Source organism: Arenibacter latericius DSM 15913 (assembly GCF_000424985.1).
Lineage (GTDB): Bacteria > Bacteroidota > Bacteroidia > Flavobacteriales > Flavobacteriaceae > Arenibacter > Arenibacter latericius.
The window spans coordinates 178,753-196,093 of the sequence record NZ_AUKX01000001.1; the positions used below are offsets into that span (position 1 = coordinate 178,753).

The following is a 17,341-nucleotide window of genomic DNA, read 5'->3' on the forward strand; positions in this document are numbered from 1 at the left end:
CCACAAGTACAAAAGTCTAGGCTACGAATTCTTTGTCAGCAACCTTAGACAAAAGATCCTGACACACTTTATCAATAATTTTCTCATCGCTATATAGGTCGTGTCCAAAACCTTGGATTATCTCGTTATTTACCCCTACAAGATCCATCCATTCTTGGGAAGGTTTACACTCATCATTCTCCCCGTATAGCAATTTAATATTAACTAGGGGTAGTTGCGTTTCTAATCCCAACCTAGAACTAGATATGGCATATAAGGATTTCATAGGCACTCCTTTTAGCGCAGCTTTCCAAGCGATTGCTCCTCCTGCACCAAAAGTTAAATAATGACTAGGGACTTTTTCATTCTTTAACAAGTGAGCAACTGCAGTAGCTATACCACCACTATCAAACTCGTTACCTACATTCTCATCAGAATTTATCGTTACCTTAATATTTGCTAATTGCTGTGAATCGTAGAAGGCAATATCATAATATTCTCGCAGCCTCCCCAAATAAGATGTAATCCACATTCCCCTTTTTGTACCCCACATGTCCGAAAGTATCACTAATCTTTTACCCATAACTATGTTTTTAGATTATTAAAATGGGGAGAGGTTGACTCAACAATAACAAGGTGCGCATTTTTATGAATACGCACCCTATTTATTTGTTTATGTGAAGTAATTCTTCGATATAATTCCTTTTATTAGAAAGTCTTGGAATCTTATGCTGACCACCTAATTTACCCTTAGACTTTAGCCAATCATAAAATAGGTTTTCCCTAGCAATATGAACCTGGGGCAACCTCAGCGTAATATTATTATATCTTTTAGCTTCGTAATCTGAATTTAAAGATTTTAAAGCATTATCCAGAAACTCAATAAAAATAGCCAATTCTTCTGGTTCCTTTCTAAATTCTATAATCCATTCATGCGCTCCCTTTTCTTTGCCTACCATAAAAATAGGCGCTACAGTATAATCTTTTATCTCTGCACCAGTTTTTTTACAGACCTGCTTTAAAGCCTCCTCTGCATTTTCTATAATTAACTCTTCTCCAAAAACATTAATATGATGCTTTGTTCTTCCGGTAACCTTAATCCTATATGGGTTTATAGAAGTAAAACGCACCGTATCCCCAATCTTATAACGCCAAAGTCCGGCATTGGTGGTAATAACTATAGCATAATTAGTATTCAATTTAACGTTCCATAGGGGAATGGTACTTTCTTCGGGAGTATCATAATTATCCATCGGAATAAATTCATAAAAAATACCATAATCTAGCATCAACAAAAGTTCATCAGAATTATTTCTATCCTGAATAGCGAAAAAGCCCTCAGAGGCATTGTAGATCTCATAGTAGTTAAAACTTTTTCGTGGGAGCAATGCTGAATACTGTTCTTTATACGGAGTAAAGCTGACCCCTCCGTGAAAATAAACTTCTAGATTTTCCCATACCTGAAACAAATGCTGATTCCCAGTTTCCTCCATCACTTTATTCAGAAGCACTAACATCCAAGAAGGCACTCCTGCCAAACTAGTAACATTCTCTTGGATACTCTCTTTTATAATAGCCTCTAATTTAGATTCCCATTCACTCATAAGGGACACCTTATTACTAGGAGTACTACTTAATTCTGCCCAAAAAGGCATATTATCTATAAGGATCGCGGAGAGGTCCCCAAAAGAGGTGCCGTTATCTTGATACATTTCTGTACTACCTCCAAGTCTAAGACTCTTTCCTGTAAAAAGTTGAGAGTTTTCATTATTATTAAGGTACAGACAGAGTAAATCTTTTCCTGATTTAAAATGACAATCCTCTAACGCTTCGGTACTAACAGGAATAAATTTACTTTTAGCATTGGTAGTTCCGCTACTTTTAGCAAACCATTTAATACTCGTTGGCCAAAATATATTTTGCTCCCCTCTTCTAGACCTTTCTATCATAGGCTCTACTTCCTCATAGGTAACTATTGGCACCCGCTCCGCAAAAGTCTCATAATTGGAGATAGTATCAAATTCGTACTTCTTACCAATCTCAGTATCTTCAGCGATGGATAGCAATTGATGCAATACCTCATCTTGGACTTCCTCTGGATATTTCAGAAAAAGTTCAATTTGATGGTATCTCTTTTTTAATAACCAAGATGCAATAGAATTAAATAATGGTATTGGCATTTTTAGGTATCTTTATCCAGATTTTTTACATCGGGAAGTTGTTTTATTTTAGCTAAAAATAGTTTTAATTGACTTCATAATCAAATAGAATTTACATAAGATAATTTATATGCAGTACCAAGGAGTATTAAAAAAAATGGAAACAGAAATAGGAACCCCTATTCAATATTACTTAGTGTTTGAAGGGGATTTCTTAAATGTAAACCAGGTGCTCAATAAGGAGCTTAAGATACAAATACTTGGCTACCAATGCTTAAATTGCGGCGAGGAAAGACCTATTTACCGCCAGGGATTTTGTCAGAGTTGTTTTTTTGACATTCCTTCTGCTGGGGATTGGATTATGCGCCCGGAACTAAGTACCGCACATTTAGGCCAAGAAGACAGGGATCTTGAGTACGAAAAAAAAGTTCAATTGCAGCCTCATATTGTGTATTTAGCCAATTCTAGCACCATTAAGGTAGGGGTAACCCGAAAAACTCAAGTCCCCACGCGATGGATAGACCAAGGTGCACACGAGGCCATAGAAATTGTAGAAGTTCCCAATAGATATTTAGCAGGAATTACAGAAGTAGCCCTAAAAGACCATGTTGCAGATAAAACAAATTGGCGCAAGATGCTTACCAATGATGTAGTAGATGAGGATTTAGCAGAAATGCGGAACCACCTAAAACAATACATTCCTGAGGAAGCATTAGCCTATTATATAGAAAACAACAAGGAAACCCATTTAGAGTTTCCTGTTCTTCAATATCCTACAAAAGTAAAAAGTCTTAACCTTACTAAAACCCCTAATTACCAAGGGGCCCTTAAGGGCATTAAAGGCCAGTATCTTATTTTTGAAGACAATACTGTCTTTAATATTCGCAGTAACGAAGGCACTGTAATCTCTTTAGAAGTTAATTAACAGAATCTTTTTTAGTTTCTTCAGCTTCTTTTTTCTTACCAAAGATTCCGCCTAATATTTTTTTGGCGGCATCTTTTTGGGCCTCTTTTTGCGCTTCTTTACTTCCGGCTCCCACTGAATCTTTTTTAGCAACAGAGTCGGTTTGTTTTGCTCCACCACCAAAAAGTCCACCCAAAACATCTTTCACCTTTTCTGCATTCTCCTTTTTAGTGGAATCAGTTGCCTTTTGATTCTTTGCTAAAATATCTCCTATAACATCCTTAGCCTTGTCTTTTCCTTTATTAATCAATTTTTGTTTTTCTATTTCTACTAATTGGGCCGTTAGATTTTTAATCCCAGAAGTAAGATCAGTAGTAATTTTAGGACTGGTATACGCCCCTCCTATATTCGCTGTAATCGGAATAGTTAATTCCTCTAATGAAGACTCATCTATTCTAGCCATTAACTGATTTACTTCCTTCCCTAAATATTTAGCGGGCACCTGTATGGTAGCCAAATAATTTAAAGTCTCGTCAAAAGAATGGCTTCCCGCAATATCAATAGCAAAATCTTTATAATTAATAGTAAATGGTTTTACTTTTACTACGCCGTCTTCAAAATTAAGGGCAGTTTTTAAATCTTTTAAATTTAAATTTTCCAGATCTAGAAAATTCAACTTACTGTCTAAAGCTGCGAGCAGTGGAGCATCTTTAGCTTCAATTTTACTTGTCATTAGCTCTGCTAATATATTTCCGGTTACCGTTAATAGATTAGGTGTAAAATCGTCATTTAACTTTCCAGAAATATGCACCTCGGTATTCATAGCACCATGAAGTATTTTTGCAATTGGCGCTAAGGTTCTAAACATCTCTAGACCATTAAACGTTTCTGCTATACTAAAGTTACTCATCCCTAAGTCCATAGCAAAGAGTGGAGTTTCTCCTTTTGTAGACACCTCTCCATTAAGTGCTAATTTACCATTAAAAAGAGAAGAGGACATATTAGAAAGGGTGGCTTTCTCATCTTTTATCGCAAGTGTTCCCTTAACATCTTTCAACCTTAGATTATCGTAGACCACTGTATTCGCACTAGCATTTATAATACAGTCTAAAAAGGATGGAATCTTAATTTTCTCTGCAGTTGGTGTTGGCGAATTTGAAGTCGATTTCTCTCCTTCCTTACTTACCTCATCGGTATCTGGAACCATAAAATCTGCAATAGAAAAGGTATTAGAATTTAGGTTGAACCTACCTTCTACCTTTTCATTGTTAAACATAAAGCCCAAAAGGTTATCAATTGTACCCGTAGCATCAAAATCTGTACTTCCTGTCTTGCCCTTAAGTTCTGTTAAACTAACCGTAGTAGGATTAAAAGACACTGCAGTAGACTGCAAAATTACCGGGTTTGGAATTTCATCGGATTTATATTCAAAATCTTTTAGTTGCATCTTACCCGTAGTCTTGGTCTTCTCATACTCCTTGCGTTCTATGGAAGCCATATCAAAAGCAGTCGCGATATCTGCATTTAAAATACCCTTTAAATCCATTCCCGAAGGCACTGGGTAAGCTTTAGAGATATTTGCCAAATTCATTCTTCCATCCAGCTTCGCATCTACTTTAGTATTCCCCATTAGATCACGAATTTTGGCTACCATATTAAATTTATCCTCGTCTATCATAAAGGACAGTCTCCTAATATCTACAAAGGTATCTTCTGTTATTCCTGTAGTATTTGATATTTCCGTATCTATAAAAACATTCCTGACAGATTTTGGTAGATCGGGATATTTAAAAGACGCATTATCAGAATTTATATCAATTTTAAACTTGGGAATATGAAGATCATCTACAATACCCTTAAATTCTCCTGCAACTGTAAAGTTCCCTGTAGTAGTAACATTTTCTATGTTTTTAGAGTAGACCTCTGGAATTACTGCTAAAAAGTTTTTAAAGTCTGATGAGGGAGTCCTAAAAGAAATATCTACTTCTTGATTGTCCTCGTTTAACTTTACAAACCCCTCAAAAACTAAGGGTAATTGATTTACAAGTGCCTCATTCTTTAGAAAAGTATATTTGTTTTCGTTAAGATCTACCCCTATAAGCGCTTTTAGTTTAACAGGATTGCGATTTAAATATTTAGTGCTATCCATCATAAAAGATACCCGACCACTTGTCTCCGTATCTAGCTCGGAGGTATCCAAGGAAAGATCTCCTTTCCCTATATGATCCATTTCATCTATAGTAAGATATATCCCCGAGGAAGCGTCCCCATAAATTATTACTGCGTCATTAATTTCATAAGATTCAAGAGACAAGGTAAATTCACCCGAAGCATCGGTGCTTGCCACCTCCTGCTTTCCATCATCGGCCAAGGCTATATCATAATTAGCATTTTCTTCCTTATCAACTTTTATATTTAAGCGACCACCATCAACCTTAAGACTCTTAAGTATTATAGGTTCAGAAGCATCTTTCAACAATTCTTTTATGGACATGTTAAGAGATACTCCTTTGGCAGCAAACAAGGTGTCTCCCTCAAAAGGAGCCCTATTAATTAAGGTGATATCCTTCATGATAACCCTAGCATAAGGGAAACTAGTAAATAAGGTAAGGTCTGCATCTGAAAAATCGAACGACGCATTAATACTATTATTCACTTTATTCTTAATGATGTCCGCAATTTTACCCTTTAAGAAAAATGGGGTTGCCACTAGTAACAATACCACTACCAAGAGAATACCTCCAACAATCTTTAAAATCTTACTTTTCATTCTATAATCTAATTTTTTAGTAATATAAATATCTACCACAGACCTTACGATCTATATCCAATCTTATTTTGGCTCATTCAACTCCCACATCAATCCGTATAGCACCTTCTCTCAACATATTACGTTAATCTTCTTAGCACAAGCAACACTACACGCTATAAGTTTTATTTTCAACTACTTACTAGCAAAAGGATAAAACCTAAAATACTCTAATTTATTATCTTTAGATCTGTATTTCTTGATTTACCGTTAACTTAAATCGCCTTCTAAACAGATATACGAAAAAATAGAGAAAAGGGGTGTCCAAAACAGCAACAATTACCTTAAAAACAAATCCGCTAACTACTAGACCATAAAACATATCCCAAGGGAGGACACCAAAAACACATAAAAGCCCTACTACGGTAAAGGTATCTATAAACTGAGAAAGAAAGGTGGAGAAATTGTTCCGCAACCATAGGTGCTTTCCCTTAGTTATTTTCTTCCAAAAGTGATAGATTCCGATATCTATATACTGAGCAAAGAGATAGGCCATCATAGAGGCAACTACCGCAATAGGAGATAGGGAAAACACCTGATTAAAAATCTCGTCATTTACAGGAGACCCTTCTATAGCAGGCACAAAATTTGCAATTAACACAATTCCCATAGAGAATACAGAGGCGAAGATACCTGCCGTAACCACTTGGTTAGCTTTTTTTCTTCCATAAATCTCAGAGATAAGATCTGTTATTAAAAAGGTAATTGGATAGGGTAATACTCCCACCGAAATCTCAAAAAGTGGTGCACCAAATACGGTAAAGTCTCCAAAGGGATTCCAATAAAAGAACTTCTGAAATATAAGATTGGACACTACCAAGGAGGTAATGAACAAAGCACCTAGATAGAGGTATATTTTAAAGGCCAGTTTTCTATCGCCTTCCTTTAAGATGTGATCCTCCATTACACTAGCAACATTTTTAATACCTGAACTGTTTTTAACACCCATCATTTAATTGGGCATCCGTAATTCTACAATTTAAACAAATGTACACAACCCTAACCAAATAGCTACAATTCACTATTAAGACCACTAATCTACCTCTTCAAAAACCTATTTAAAACAAAAAGTTTAAGCTAGTAACAATTAGTATCCCTAGTCTCCTCTATTGGATACGAAGTGTAAAAGGCATACGTGCCTGCACTCCTTTATTTTCCATAACAGAACGCACCTCTTTTAATATATTATACGCCTCTACCCCTATTTCCTTTTCAATTAGCGCTTCCCTACCTTTTGTAGCTGTACCTCCATAATCTTCCATTAATTTTTCGAAGCCAGATTTATATTTAGGCAAACGCTGTATACTATACTTATCTATTTCTGCCATTTCTGCCGCTGCGGCAATAGCATCATCTAATCCGCCTAATTCATCTACTAGTCCCAAACGTTTTGCATCTACCCCACTCCATACACGTCCTTGTGCCACGCTATCGGCTTGGGCAATAGTAATACCTCTACCTTCTGCCACGCGATCTAAAAACGTATTGTACACCTGTTCTATTTCTTCTTGCACCTTATTCCTAAAAGTATCTTGCATAGGTTTAAATAGGGAATATTCCACCGCATTTTTATTAGTTCCTACCTGCTCTGCATTCACCCCAATATCCTCTGCTAATTCACTTAAATTAGGAACCGCACCAAAAACTCCTATAGATCCGGTAATAGTAGTAGGCTCTGCGTAAATCATATCGGCTCCTGCCGAAATATAATAACCTCCAGAAGCCGCTACATCTCCCATAGAAACAAGTACTGGCTTCACCTTCTTAGTAAGTTCTACTTCCCTCCAAATAATATCGGAAGTAAGTGCACTTCCACCTGGCGAATTTACCCTTAGCACAACAGCCTTAACATCTTCATCTTTCCTTGCTTTCTTTAAAGCCTCATTAATAATCCCTTGTCCAATAACATTAGGACCACCCTCTCCATATATAATCTCTCCTTGGGCATATATTACAGCAACCTTGTCTTTTCCCTTATTAAGTTTTTTCTTATTAGCCACCTTAATATAGTCGCTAATCCCCACATAATTAATATCCTCATCTGCTTCCACCCCTAGGGTTTCTTTCATCATTGTTTCATATTCATCATAATGAGCCACCTGATCTATCAATCCAGAACGTAGTGCAAAATCGGTAGTTCTAGCCCCCAAAGTATCTGCAATTGTGTTTAGATTTTCTACTGCTAGTCCCCTACTCTCAGAAACATCTAAAAGTAAGGAAGCCCAAAGAGCATCTAGGAGTTCTTTTATCTGACTTCTATTAGCATCACTCATTTCATTGGCTAAGAAAGGTTCAACAGCACTTTTATATTTCCCATGCCTGATGACTTCCATTTTAATACCGGATTTCTCTTGTAAATCCTTAAAAAAAAGCACCTCGGTAGACAAGCCTCTAAAGTCCATAGCCCCCACAGGGTTTAAGTAAACATCACTAGCTACACTAGCTAAATAATAATCTTGTTGAGTATAGAAGTCCCCATAGGCATAAACAAACTTTCCACTCTCACGAAACTCTTTTAAAGCATTACGTATAGCATGAGTTTGGGAAAGCCCTGCCATTAAAACACTGTTACTTATGCTAATTCCTTTTATCTTATCATCTTCCTTGGCAACACGAATAGCGTGTAAAATCTCATCTAAACCTTGATTTATATTGAAAAGTCCGGCAAACGGGTCAGATTTATCCATTCCCACATAATCATTAATCGGATATTCCAATTGCAATTCTAAGACCGAGTTGTCTTTCACTGCAACGGTACCATCTGCATTTCCGACCAATGCAGCAAAAATAAAAAACATCACTAACAGGATTCCGAATGCTATTAATCCACCAATAATGGAGGCCAATAAATTTCTTAAAAACTTCATTTAAACAGGAATTAACAATAACTTACAAAGATAGTCAATAGGAGTTTTAAGTTATTACAAATTAATACTTAATATTTCCATGATTATTATTTTTATTTACTGGATACAACCTAACAATACCCTGCATTCTCCAAATACTTTCAGTACCTAAGAGTGCTTCCCACCTTCTAAACTGCAATTTTGTTAATAACATTCCTTTCATCAAGTTGATTACTTTTATTTACTTTGCCATCTCATTATGATCGCAAGCGCAATAGCACATTTATCTTTAGGAAGTAATCTAGGAAACCGACTTAATCACCTACAAGAAGGCATCTTCCAAATCAATACTCGTATTGGGAAGGTTACTAAGACTTCTCACGTATACGAAACTCCAGCTTGGGGTTTTGAAGGAGAACCCTTTTACAATGCTTGTGTTACCGTAGAAACTCAATTACCCCCTTCCAAAGTATTGGAGGAGTTGTTGCAAATTGAAGTTTTATTAGGCAGGGAAAGAAAACAAAGTAGCGGTTATGCTTCTAGAACTTTAGATCTTGATATTCTGTACTATAATCGGGATATTATTAAAACAGACAGCCTAGAAATTCCCCACCCCAACCTTGCTAAAAGAAGGTTTGTACTTAGGCCGTTAGCGGATATAGCACCACAATTTTATCATCCTATATATAATAAGGACACAAGAAACCTGCTTCAGGAATGCCCGGATAAAAGTGAAATAATACGGACTCCCCATAAACTGTACACCAGCAGGCTGCAGCTTTTCTCTCAGCTCCATTTTATCTCCATTGAAGGAAATATTGGTGCCGGGAAGACTACACTAGCCACTATGATTGGACAAGATTACAATGCAAAGTTGGTTTTGGAGCGATTTGCAGACAACGCTTTTCTACCCAAATTCTATGAAGATCAAGCGCGATTCGCTTTCCCTTTAGAGATGTCTTTCCTGGCTGATAGATACCAACAGTTTATGGACGACACTTCTCAATATGATTTGTTCAAGAATTTTATGGTAAGTGATTACGACATCCATAAATCATTAATTTTCGCTAAAGTTACCCTCCAAGAGGAGGAGTTTAAACTGTACCGAAAGCTGTTCAATATGATGTACAAAGAGGCTCAAAGACCTAGAATGCTGATTTATCTACACCAGAATACCGAAAGGCTAATTGAAAACATCAAGAAAAGGGGAAGAAGTTATGAACAGAATATAGAAACTGTTTATTTAGATAAAATAAACCGTGGATATTTAGATTACATCAAAAGCTTCCCCGAACAGAACAATCTGATAATCGATATCAGCGAAATGGACTTTGTTAAAAATAAAGAGGATTACGAAAAAATATTACAAAAAATTCAGGCTTCAGCCTTACAACTCCCCCTTTAAGCAATCCAAGAAATTACTTTTGTAATTTTGCCCAAAGATCCCAAACCACTACTCCTACACTTACCGATATATTAAGGGAGTGTTTTGTTCCATATTGAGGAATTTCTAACACTCCATCGCTTTGTGACACTACTTTTTGAGAAACCCCTTTCACCTCATTCCCAAACACCAAGGCATATCTTTTTTCTTTATCACCTTTAAAATCGTTCAGCATTTGCGCATCCTCTGCTTGCTCAACAGAATAAACATCATACCCTTCCTTCTGTAAGTCTTGCACCACCTGAAGGGCATCTTCGGCATATTCCCAAGCTACGCTATCCGTAGCGCCAAGAGCTGTCTTATGAATATCTTTATGTGGAGGTGTTGCTGTAATACCACAGAGATAGATTTTTTCGATTAAAAAAGCGTCGGCAGTCCTAAAAACAGATCCTATATTATTAAGACTCCTCACATTATCTAATACAATGCATATAGGGGTCTTTTTGTGCTTTTTAAACTCCTCTACATTAAGTCGGTCTAATTCACTATTTTCAAGTTTACGCATTCTAGTTTTTATATTTTCATTCAATTTCACCTCTTAAGCGAGGCAGAAACAATTCCTTTTTTCACAAAATTACCCTCAAAATATCAACAAAAGTAGGCATTCCAATAGATAAACCTTAATTTCGTTTTTCAAGATAAAATGCAAAAATAAGTTAATAAAATCGCTTTTGGGAGACACAAGAAAGACAAAAAAGGTAACACCTTTAATGAAGCAGTACAATAGCATAAAGGTGAAATATCCAGATGCCCTACTATTGTTCAGAGTAGGCGACTTTTATGAAACTTTTGGTGAAGATGCGATTAAGGCCGCACAAATTTTAGGTATCATCCTAACCCATAGAAATAATGGAGGGGACAAAACCGAACTGGCAGGATTCCCCCATCATTCATTAAACACCTACCTACCTAAGTTAGTAAAGGCAGGACAACGGGTTGCTATCTGCGACCAGTTAGAAGATCCTAAGCTTACCAAAACCATAGTAAAAAGAGGAGTAACAGAATTGGTAACTCCTGGAGTAGCTATGAATGATGATATTCTAACCGCTAAAAATAATAACTTCCTTTGTGCAGTACATTTTGGAAGAAAGCGATTAGGTATTGCTTTTGTAGACATTTCTACTGGAGAATTCCTCACCTCTGAGGGTAACGAGGAACAAATTGATAAACTGTTACAGAATTTTTCACCCAACGAAGTACTCGTCTCCAAATCTAACAGAAAGGAATTTGCAGCAGTTTTTGGCTCCCAATACCATACTTTTTTTACCGAAGATTGGGTTTTTCAGGACGATTATGCCCTAGAGTCCCTCACGAATCACTTTAAAACCAAGAGTTTAAAAGGATTTGGAGTAGACCATTTAAGTCATGGAATAGTGGCAGCAGGGGTAATTATGCATTACCTATCTGATACCCAACATAAGCAACTACAACATATAAGCAGTTTACAACGTATTCCGGAAGAGGAGTATATTTGGATGGACCGATTTACCATTCGGAATTTAGAGCTTTACCATTCTAACAACCAGAATGCTGTAACCCTTTTAGACGTTATAGATAAAACGCTTTCTCCTTTGGGTGGGCGAATGCTTAAGCGATGGTTGGCACTTCCCCTTAAAAACATAGAAAAAATAAGAAGAAGGCATCAGGTTATTTCCCATTTAAAGGAGAACGATACCGCGTTGCAGGAACTGAGGAGCACTATTAAAACCATAGGAGATTTAGAAAGATTAATTTCCAAGGTAGCTACGGGAAAAATAAACCCCAAGGAGGTAGTGCAGTTAAAAAACTCCTTAGAAGCTATTGTCCCTATTAAACAGCTTACCACGAAAGCCAAGAATGAATCGCTTGCCTTATTAGGTGACCAGCTTCACAGTTGCGAATTACTACGCAGTAAGATTAAGGAAATGCTGAATGAGGAGGCACCAGTTAACATGTTAAAGGGAAAAACTATAGCCAAAGGATATTCCCAGGAGTTAGACGAGCTAAGGAATTTAGCCTTTTCGGGAAAGGACTACTTAGATAAAATGTTGCAGAGGGAATCTGAACGCACTGGTATTACTTCTCTGAAAATTGCTTCCAACAATGTTTTTGGATATTATATAGAAGTCCGAAATACACATAAAGACAAAGTACCCGAAGAATGGATCCGCAAGCAAACCCTAGTAAATGCGGAGCGATATATTACAGAGGAGCTTAAAGAATATGAAGCCAAAATATTGGGTGCAGAAGAGCGCATTCTAGAATTAGAGCAACAATTATTTTCCCAACTAGTAGTATGGATGCAGGAGTACATTACTCCAGTACAAAATAATGCACAATTAATTGCCCAATTAGACTGTCTATGTGGTTTCACCCAATTGGCGATAGAAAATAACTATATAGAACCGGATATGGATGAGTCTACCGAACTTGCTATTATTGGCGGTAGGCATCCTGTAATTGAAAAACAGCTTCCATTAGGAGAGGAATATATTGCCAACGACCTCGTTTTAAACAGGGAAGAACAACAGATTATTATGATTACTGGTCCCAACATGAGTGGTAAATCGGCAATTCTAAGGCAAACCGCTCTTATTGTACTCTTGGCACAGATGGGTTGTTTTGTTCCTGCCACCTCGGCCAAAATTGGCTATGTAGACAAAATATTCACGCGAGTAGGTGCTAGTGACAATATTTCTATGGGAGAGTCTACTTTCATGGTAGAAATGAATGAGACGGCATCTATCCTTAACAACCTTTCGGAACGTAGTTTAGTACTGTTAGATGAAATAGGTAGAGGTACAAGCACCTATGATGGCATTTCTATAGCTTGGGCCATATCAGAATACCTACATGAACATCCAGCTCAGGCAAAAACGCTTTTTGCTACGCATTATCACGAGCTAAACGAAATGACGAATACTTTTAACCGTATAAAAAATTACAATGTATCGGTAAAAGAATTGGAAGATAATGTGCTTTTCTTACGAAAACTAACCCCAGGGGGTAGCGAGCACAGTTTTGGTATCCATGTAGCTAAAATGGCGGGTATGCCACAACAGGTGATTCATAAAGCAAATAAAATTTTAAAGAAATTAGAAAAATCACATTCTAGTGAAGAGCTCACAGATAAATTGCAATTGGTAGAGAATGAAATGCAGCTTAGTTTCTTTAATTTAGACGATCCTCTTTTGGAACAGATTAAGGAAGAAATTACTCATTTAGACATCAATACCTTAACTCCAGTAGAAGCACTGATGAAACTCAATGAAATTAAACGATTACTTACTAAACAGAAGAATGCTTAAAGTTTCCTAGTGGGATAAGAATAAAAAAAATCACATACAAATCACTCATCCTGCGACAATTATAAATAATAAAATACTTTTTCATAAAAAAGGCTTTGCATTTTAAAGAATTGTATTAAATTTGCTCCCGCATTCGACAAGGATGCGAAGTTCTTAAACCTTTTGCGAAAATAGCTCAGTTGGTAGAGCGCCACCTTGCCAAGGTGGAGGTCGCGGGTTCGAATCCCGTTTTTCGCTCGCATATAATAATTCACATTCTACCAGATGTGAAAACTCTGTATCACACAGAAGCTCGAGTGGTGGAATTGGTAGACACGTTGGACTTAAAATCCAATGGCCATTATGGCCGTGCGGGTTCAAGTCCCGCCTCGAGTACAAAGGGATTAGCCGAGATTTACGTCTCGGCTTTTTCGTTTAAAAATGCCACTTGGTACAACATAGGTACAACAATTTTCACCTCCCATTTACCTGTTTCAATATCATTATCATCTAACCACCCTCTACCCACAGACAATTACCATTCTTTCATCCTTGAGTTTAGGCAGTGGATACGGGAAATACCTTATCCAACATCATACTCTGAATTTCTATTTAGCCTATCCTAAAAGAGTATAAATTGGGTGAAAAGCCCAAAACTTAATTAAGTTGAAATTTTCTACATCGATAGCCAATTGCCCTTGTTTTTGGAATAATCCGTAAGCTCGTCCTTAAAACCGTTATAGGTTTCTTCCTCTTGGGAGCTGGTAGGGCCCATAAGCATATCCAGGGCGTTATAACCTGTCTGGAGTATCCTGGCCTGTGCCTGACGGTCACGCTCCGTGGCAACAGCTGCCAAGGCTTCCTTGAATCCATTTTCCATATGGTGCTCCACTAGTTCGGGCGGCAAATTGGGCAATACACCTTCCAATACGTAACTATACGCCGCTTGTTTATAAAGTCCGCGTTCCATTAAATGCCCCATCCATAAACTTTTTAAATTGTCCTGTCCTTTGGCTATTATATTGTTCAGGATGATCGGCTGGGCGGCGATGGCACTGGGTAGCTCAGGGGACGATTGCAAATAGTCCTGCATTTTCGTTGAAAGGGCGATCGTTACCGAATGTTTGGAGTACATGGAGCCTACCCTTAACTTTCCACCCTGCTGCTCAAAATAAAAGCCCCTAGCATTGAAAAAAGCGATATACTCCCTGGGCGATTTCTCAAAAGGTGCCTGCATCCGTTCAGCATACCGATGGTAAACTTTCAGGGCCAAGGTATCGAACCGCTCCCTAAAGGTTGGGGCCATAGCGTTGTAAAGCTTCGGGAATACCATGGGCAGGAATAGGGCGGTGGGACCCGGTTTTATCTCTTTGGCGGATTTGCCGTGCAGCAGCCCTTCCAACAACTTTTCATTTTCGCGTGCAAATCCAATTGGCATATACGGTTTTACACTCGTCTGGAGTAAGTGACTGCCCAGATCCACCGGTACTTGGTGGAGCTTGGAATTCGCATAGATCAACACTCCCTTATCGTATCGTACGCCCAGACTTTGTACAAGTGTACCAAGGACCTCCCTTTGGTCCAACGTACTGGTGAACAGCCGATCCCTGGCCCGTTGGATAAGGTCGGCCTTCTTTTGCAATTCCTGCTTTTCCTTATTAATGGCGGAGGTATATAGCTTCTCACTAAAAGGATAGTAGTGGGAGGCGATTACCTTCCATAACGTCTGATTATCGGTATGTAGGTATTTCTTAAGGAAGAGAAAGCGATCCGATTTCATCATTTCCCTAACCAAATCATCTAAAGGAGTTTTGAGGATATGCTCAGAGAACAGGGGCTTGTATCGCAATTCTCGATAAGTCTTTTGGAAGGCTTCCCTTAGGCAACGTTGAAATTCCAATTCCAATTGCCTGCTATCCATATACATTTGGGTGTGTTCGGTTTGGAACAATTCGGGGTTCTCATGGATACCAAGGTTGCTCCCAATCTCATCGCTTCGCAGCACATAGCCCGATTTATCATAAATGGTGAAATCCACCACCTGTCCCTGGTCATTGTAGCTTAGCCTGCAATCGAGCTTTTGATGGGCGCCTAGGATCTCGGGGAGGTGCTTGGGGCGGAGGGTCCTGAATAGCTTATAGGTGGTGCGCACTTGCTTTTCCAAGCGTTTTTTTACCATGGGCAATAGGGCCGATTGTTTATTGCGCTCGAAGAGATGTTGGAGTTTGGGACCGGAGAATTGAGGGTGTACGGTATAACCGCCGATAAAACGGGATCGGTACCCTTCCCTGGTAGCAATGCCATAAGCCACCCCTACCCTACCGGAACGCTCCACTACCTTCAGTTGGATATGGTACTTTTCCAGTAGTTTGCCAAGCTCCTCAAAACTCCGCACCTTATGTTTTTGCAGGGTATTGTTCAGTATATCCTGCATATAGAATCGGACCCCGTTACCATCCTGGGGATTAAGCTGAGGCGTTTCCGGTTTGGGAAGCTCCCGGACCGTTCTTTTTTCTGGGGAGGGGGAAAGTCCAAACTGTTTCTCCAGGTGTTTTTGGGCGGCCATGCTCCTTCTATAGTCAAAGGAAAGGTTGATCTGGCTACAGTCTTCCCTGATGGTACTGGAGACAATGTGCACGTGCTCGTGCTCGGTATCGTGATGCCGTACCACCATATAGGGCTGTTCCTCATAGCCCATGTATTCCATATAGGCTTTGGACAGGGACAAGAAAGTTTCATCGTCCAGGTGTTCACCTCGGGGAAGGTTCAGGGTGGCATGTACATAGCGTTTTTCGGAGGCATGGCGGAAGCCCAAAAAGACCAGTACCTGTTCGAAGATCCTGAGGTTGGTATCCGTATCGGAATAGGTATTGTGGAAGCCGAGAATGGTAGATTCCGGTTTCTCCAGGACGTATTTCAGTACGCCTTGAACTTTGTTCCGATATAGGAGTCGTGCGATCATGGCTGGTTCGTATTGTTAATAATCGTGTTCAAGGTAGCAACTAGGGAATTGGCCTTTTCCATCTCCCGCACAAGGCTTGCATTGGGGCTCCGTCTATTCTTGTAATGGGCCACTTTTACCAATTGATTAATATTGGTCCCTATTTTGTTCAGCTGGTACCCGACCTTAGGCGTACTAGCAGGGAGACATTCAACATTCATTACCTCCTTGTTCAGAATGAGGCTCCTTAAAAAGGGGCCCACCGTACCTCTTTTATGGAAATCGACCTGATAGGACCGTAAAAGCGCCTGCACTTTTTCCAGTTCCTCGGTGTTGAACCGGAGCGTAATGGCATGCTTTCGCTTGCTCTCCCCTAACCGTTTTCTGCCGATGTTGCCAGTTGCCATTATTTTTCTTGTTTTTTACTGCCGAGGGCAGCTTTTCACTTCGCTAGAAGTAGGAGTTTTGCGTTGCGCAAAACATAACTTGCTATCCGTTAAAAACGGATAATCCTATATAAACATAACACATCAAAAACCAATCTAAAAGACTTATTTACAGTATTTTACACGTCAAACCAATTAAAGGTAATTAAAGACCAATATAGACCAGCACTGGTTCTTAATGGTCTTTAATTCATTTGAAAAAAATGATGTAAAACGGTAAAAACGGCTCATTTTCATAGCGAGGGAGAAAAAGGGCAAGGGGTTTTTCACCCCTTGTGCTTTGGTGCGGGCCCGAGGCGTTCGGGCAAGACTGCCGGCGAGATCCTCCCCTAACGGATTAGAGGAAATATGGGGAGGGAAAAGAATTGGTTCGGAAGCTTGACCCGATGGCCGCATGGGCTCGGGATAATCTATAAGTAAACTTCTACTGAAAGTCTAATTTCACCTGGGGTTAAGTACACTTTAGAGGTTTAGTATTTTGTTTCTTAAAACATTCCATTTAAGGAACTATCAAAAATTAGACGTTTAACGGATAAACCATAGGAAC

11 protein-coding genes and 2 tRNA genes are annotated in these 17,341 nt (G+C 38.7%); 5 read left to right on the top strand and 8 right to left on the bottom strand.

What is annotated here, in order from left to right; translation table 11 throughout:
- Positions 1–16 precede the first annotated feature (16 nt).
- The gene (locus H344_RS0100760) at positions 17–562 is read right to left on the bottom strand and encodes a hypothetical protein (RefSeq protein WP_026808536.1); all 546 of its coding nucleotides are present in this window, start codon (positions 560–562) and stop codon (positions 17–19) included.
- Between the two features lie 82 nt (positions 563–644).
- The gene (locus tag H344_RS0100765) at positions 645–2,159 is read right to left on the bottom strand and encodes a GH3 auxin-responsive promoter family protein (RefSeq protein ID WP_026808537.1); all 1,515 of its coding nucleotides are present in this window, start codon (positions 2,157–2,159) and stop codon (positions 645–647) included.
- 109 nt (positions 2,160–2,268) lie between these two features.
- On the opposite strand from H344_RS0100765, the gene H344_RS0100770 reads away from it, so the two are divergent.
- Complete coding sequence (locus tag H344_RS0100770) at positions 2,269–3,063, top strand: DUF2797 domain-containing protein (RefSeq protein ID WP_026808538.1); 795 nt, start codon at positions 2,269–2,271, stop codon at positions 3,061–3,063.
- Here the strand turns inward: H344_RS0100770 and H344_RS0100775 are convergent.
- From H344_RS0100775 to sppA, 3 genes are all read right to left on the bottom strand, one after another.
- A complete protein-coding gene (locus tag H344_RS0100775) occupies positions 3,056–5,812 on the bottom strand; it encodes an AsmA-like C-terminal region-containing protein (protein ID WP_026808539.1) in 2,757 nt (918 codons plus the stop codon). The two genes, H344_RS0100770 and H344_RS0100775, sit on opposite strands and share 8 nt — an antisense overlap.
- A 223-nt stretch (positions 5,813–6,035) precedes the next feature.
- Positions 6,036–6,755, bottom strand: a complete 720-nt coding sequence (locus tag H344_RS0100780; RefSeq protein ID WP_026808540.1) for a queuosine precursor transporter — start codon at positions 6,753–6,755, stop codon at positions 6,036–6,038.
- 202 nt (positions 6,756–6,957) lie between these two features.
- Positions 6,958–8,718, bottom strand: a complete 1,761-nt coding sequence (gene sppA, locus H344_RS0100785) for a signal peptide peptidase SppA (RefSeq protein ID WP_026808541.1) — start codon at positions 8,716–8,718, stop codon at positions 6,958–6,960.
- A 238-nt stretch (positions 8,719–8,956) separates the two neighbouring features.
- Between sppA and folK the strand changes: the two genes are divergently transcribed.
- Complete coding sequence (gene folK / locus H344_RS0100795) at positions 8,957–10,102, top strand: 2-amino-4-hydroxy-6-hydroxymethyldihydropteridine diphosphokinase (protein ID WP_026808542.1); 1,146 nt, start codon at positions 8,957–8,959, stop codon at positions 10,100–10,102.
- 13 nt (positions 10,103–10,115) lie between these two features.
- Here folK and H344_RS0100800 read toward each other — a convergent pair whose 3' ends face one another.
- Positions 10,116–10,646, bottom strand: coding sequence for an RNA methyltransferase (locus H344_RS0100800; RefSeq protein ID WP_026808543.1), 531 nt, complete (start codon positions 10,644–10,646; stop codon positions 10,116–10,118).
- Positions 10,647–10,851: 205 nt separating this feature from the next.
- Between H344_RS0100800 and mutS the strand changes: the two genes are divergently transcribed.
- The 3 genes from mutS to H344_RS0100815 all read left to right on the top strand — a co-directional run bounded on the left by mutS (position 10,852) and on the right by H344_RS0100815 (position 13,803).
- Entirely contained in the window at positions 10,852–13,428 is a 2,577-nt protein-coding gene (gene mutS, locus H344_RS0100805; RefSeq protein ID WP_034255918.1) for a DNA mismatch repair protein MutS, read from the top strand.
- 164 nt (positions 13,429–13,592) lie between these two features.
- Positions 13,593–13,665, top strand: a tRNA-Gly gene (locus H344_RS0100810).
- Positions 13,666–13,718: 53 nt separating this feature from the next.
- A tRNA-Leu gene (locus H344_RS0100815) sits at positions 13,719–13,803 on the top strand.
- Positions 13,804–14,083: 280 nt separating this feature from the next.
- Here the strand turns inward: H344_RS0100815 and H344_RS0100825 are convergent.
- Positions 14,084–16,222 (bottom strand): relaxase/mobilization nuclease domain-containing protein, encoded by a 2,139-nt coding sequence (locus H344_RS0100825; RefSeq protein ID WP_169514941.1) that lies wholly within the window; start codon positions 16,220–16,222, stop codon positions 14,084–14,086.
- A gap of 143 nt (positions 16,223–16,365) precedes the next feature.
- Complete coding sequence (mobC, locus tag H344_RS0100835; protein WP_026808547.1) at positions 16,366–16,755, bottom strand: plasmid mobilization relaxosome protein MobC; 390 nt, start codon at positions 16,753–16,755, stop codon at positions 16,366–16,368.
- Positions 16,756–17,341: the final 586 nt, after the last annotated feature.

Excerpts from the sequence above, each read along its gene's own strand:
- mobC (WP_026808547.1), bottom strand. The coding sequence starts at position 16,755 with ATGGCAACTGGCAACATCGGCAGAAAACGGTTAGGGGAGAGCAAGCGA.
- H344_RS0100765 (WP_026808537.1), bottom strand. The coding sequence starts at position 2,159 with ATGCCAATACCATTATTTAATTCTATTGCATCTTGGTTATTAAAAAAG.
- H344_RS0100800 (WP_026808543.1), bottom strand. The coding sequence starts at position 10,646 with ATGCGTAAACTTGAAAATAGTGAATTAGACCGACTTAATGTAGAGGAG.
- mutS (WP_034255918.1), top strand. The coding sequence starts at position 10,852 with ATGAAGCAGTACAATAGCATAAAGGTGAAATATCCAGATGCCCTACTA.
- H344_RS0100760 (WP_026808536.1), bottom strand. The coding sequence starts at position 562 with ATGGGTAAAAGATTAGTGATACTTTCGGACATGTGGGGTACAAAAAGG.
- H344_RS0100780 (WP_026808540.1), bottom strand. The coding sequence starts at position 6,755 with ATGGAGGATCACATCTTAAAGGAAGGCGATAGAAAACTGGCCTTTAAA.
- H344_RS0100775 (WP_026808539.1), bottom strand. The coding sequence starts at position 5,812 with ATGAAAAGTAAGATTTTAAAGATTGTTGGAGGTATTCTCTTGGTAGTG.
- sppA (WP_026808541.1), bottom strand. The coding sequence starts at position 8,718 with ATGAAGTTTTTAAGAAATTTATTGGCCTCCATTATTGGTGGATTAATA.
- H344_RS0100770 (WP_026808538.1), top strand. The coding sequence starts at position 2,269 with ATGCAGTACCAAGGAGTATTAAAAAAAATGGAAACAGAAATAGGAACC.
- folK (WP_026808542.1), top strand. The coding sequence starts at position 8,957 with ATGATCGCAAGCGCAATAGCACATTTATCTTTAGGAAGTAATCTAGGA.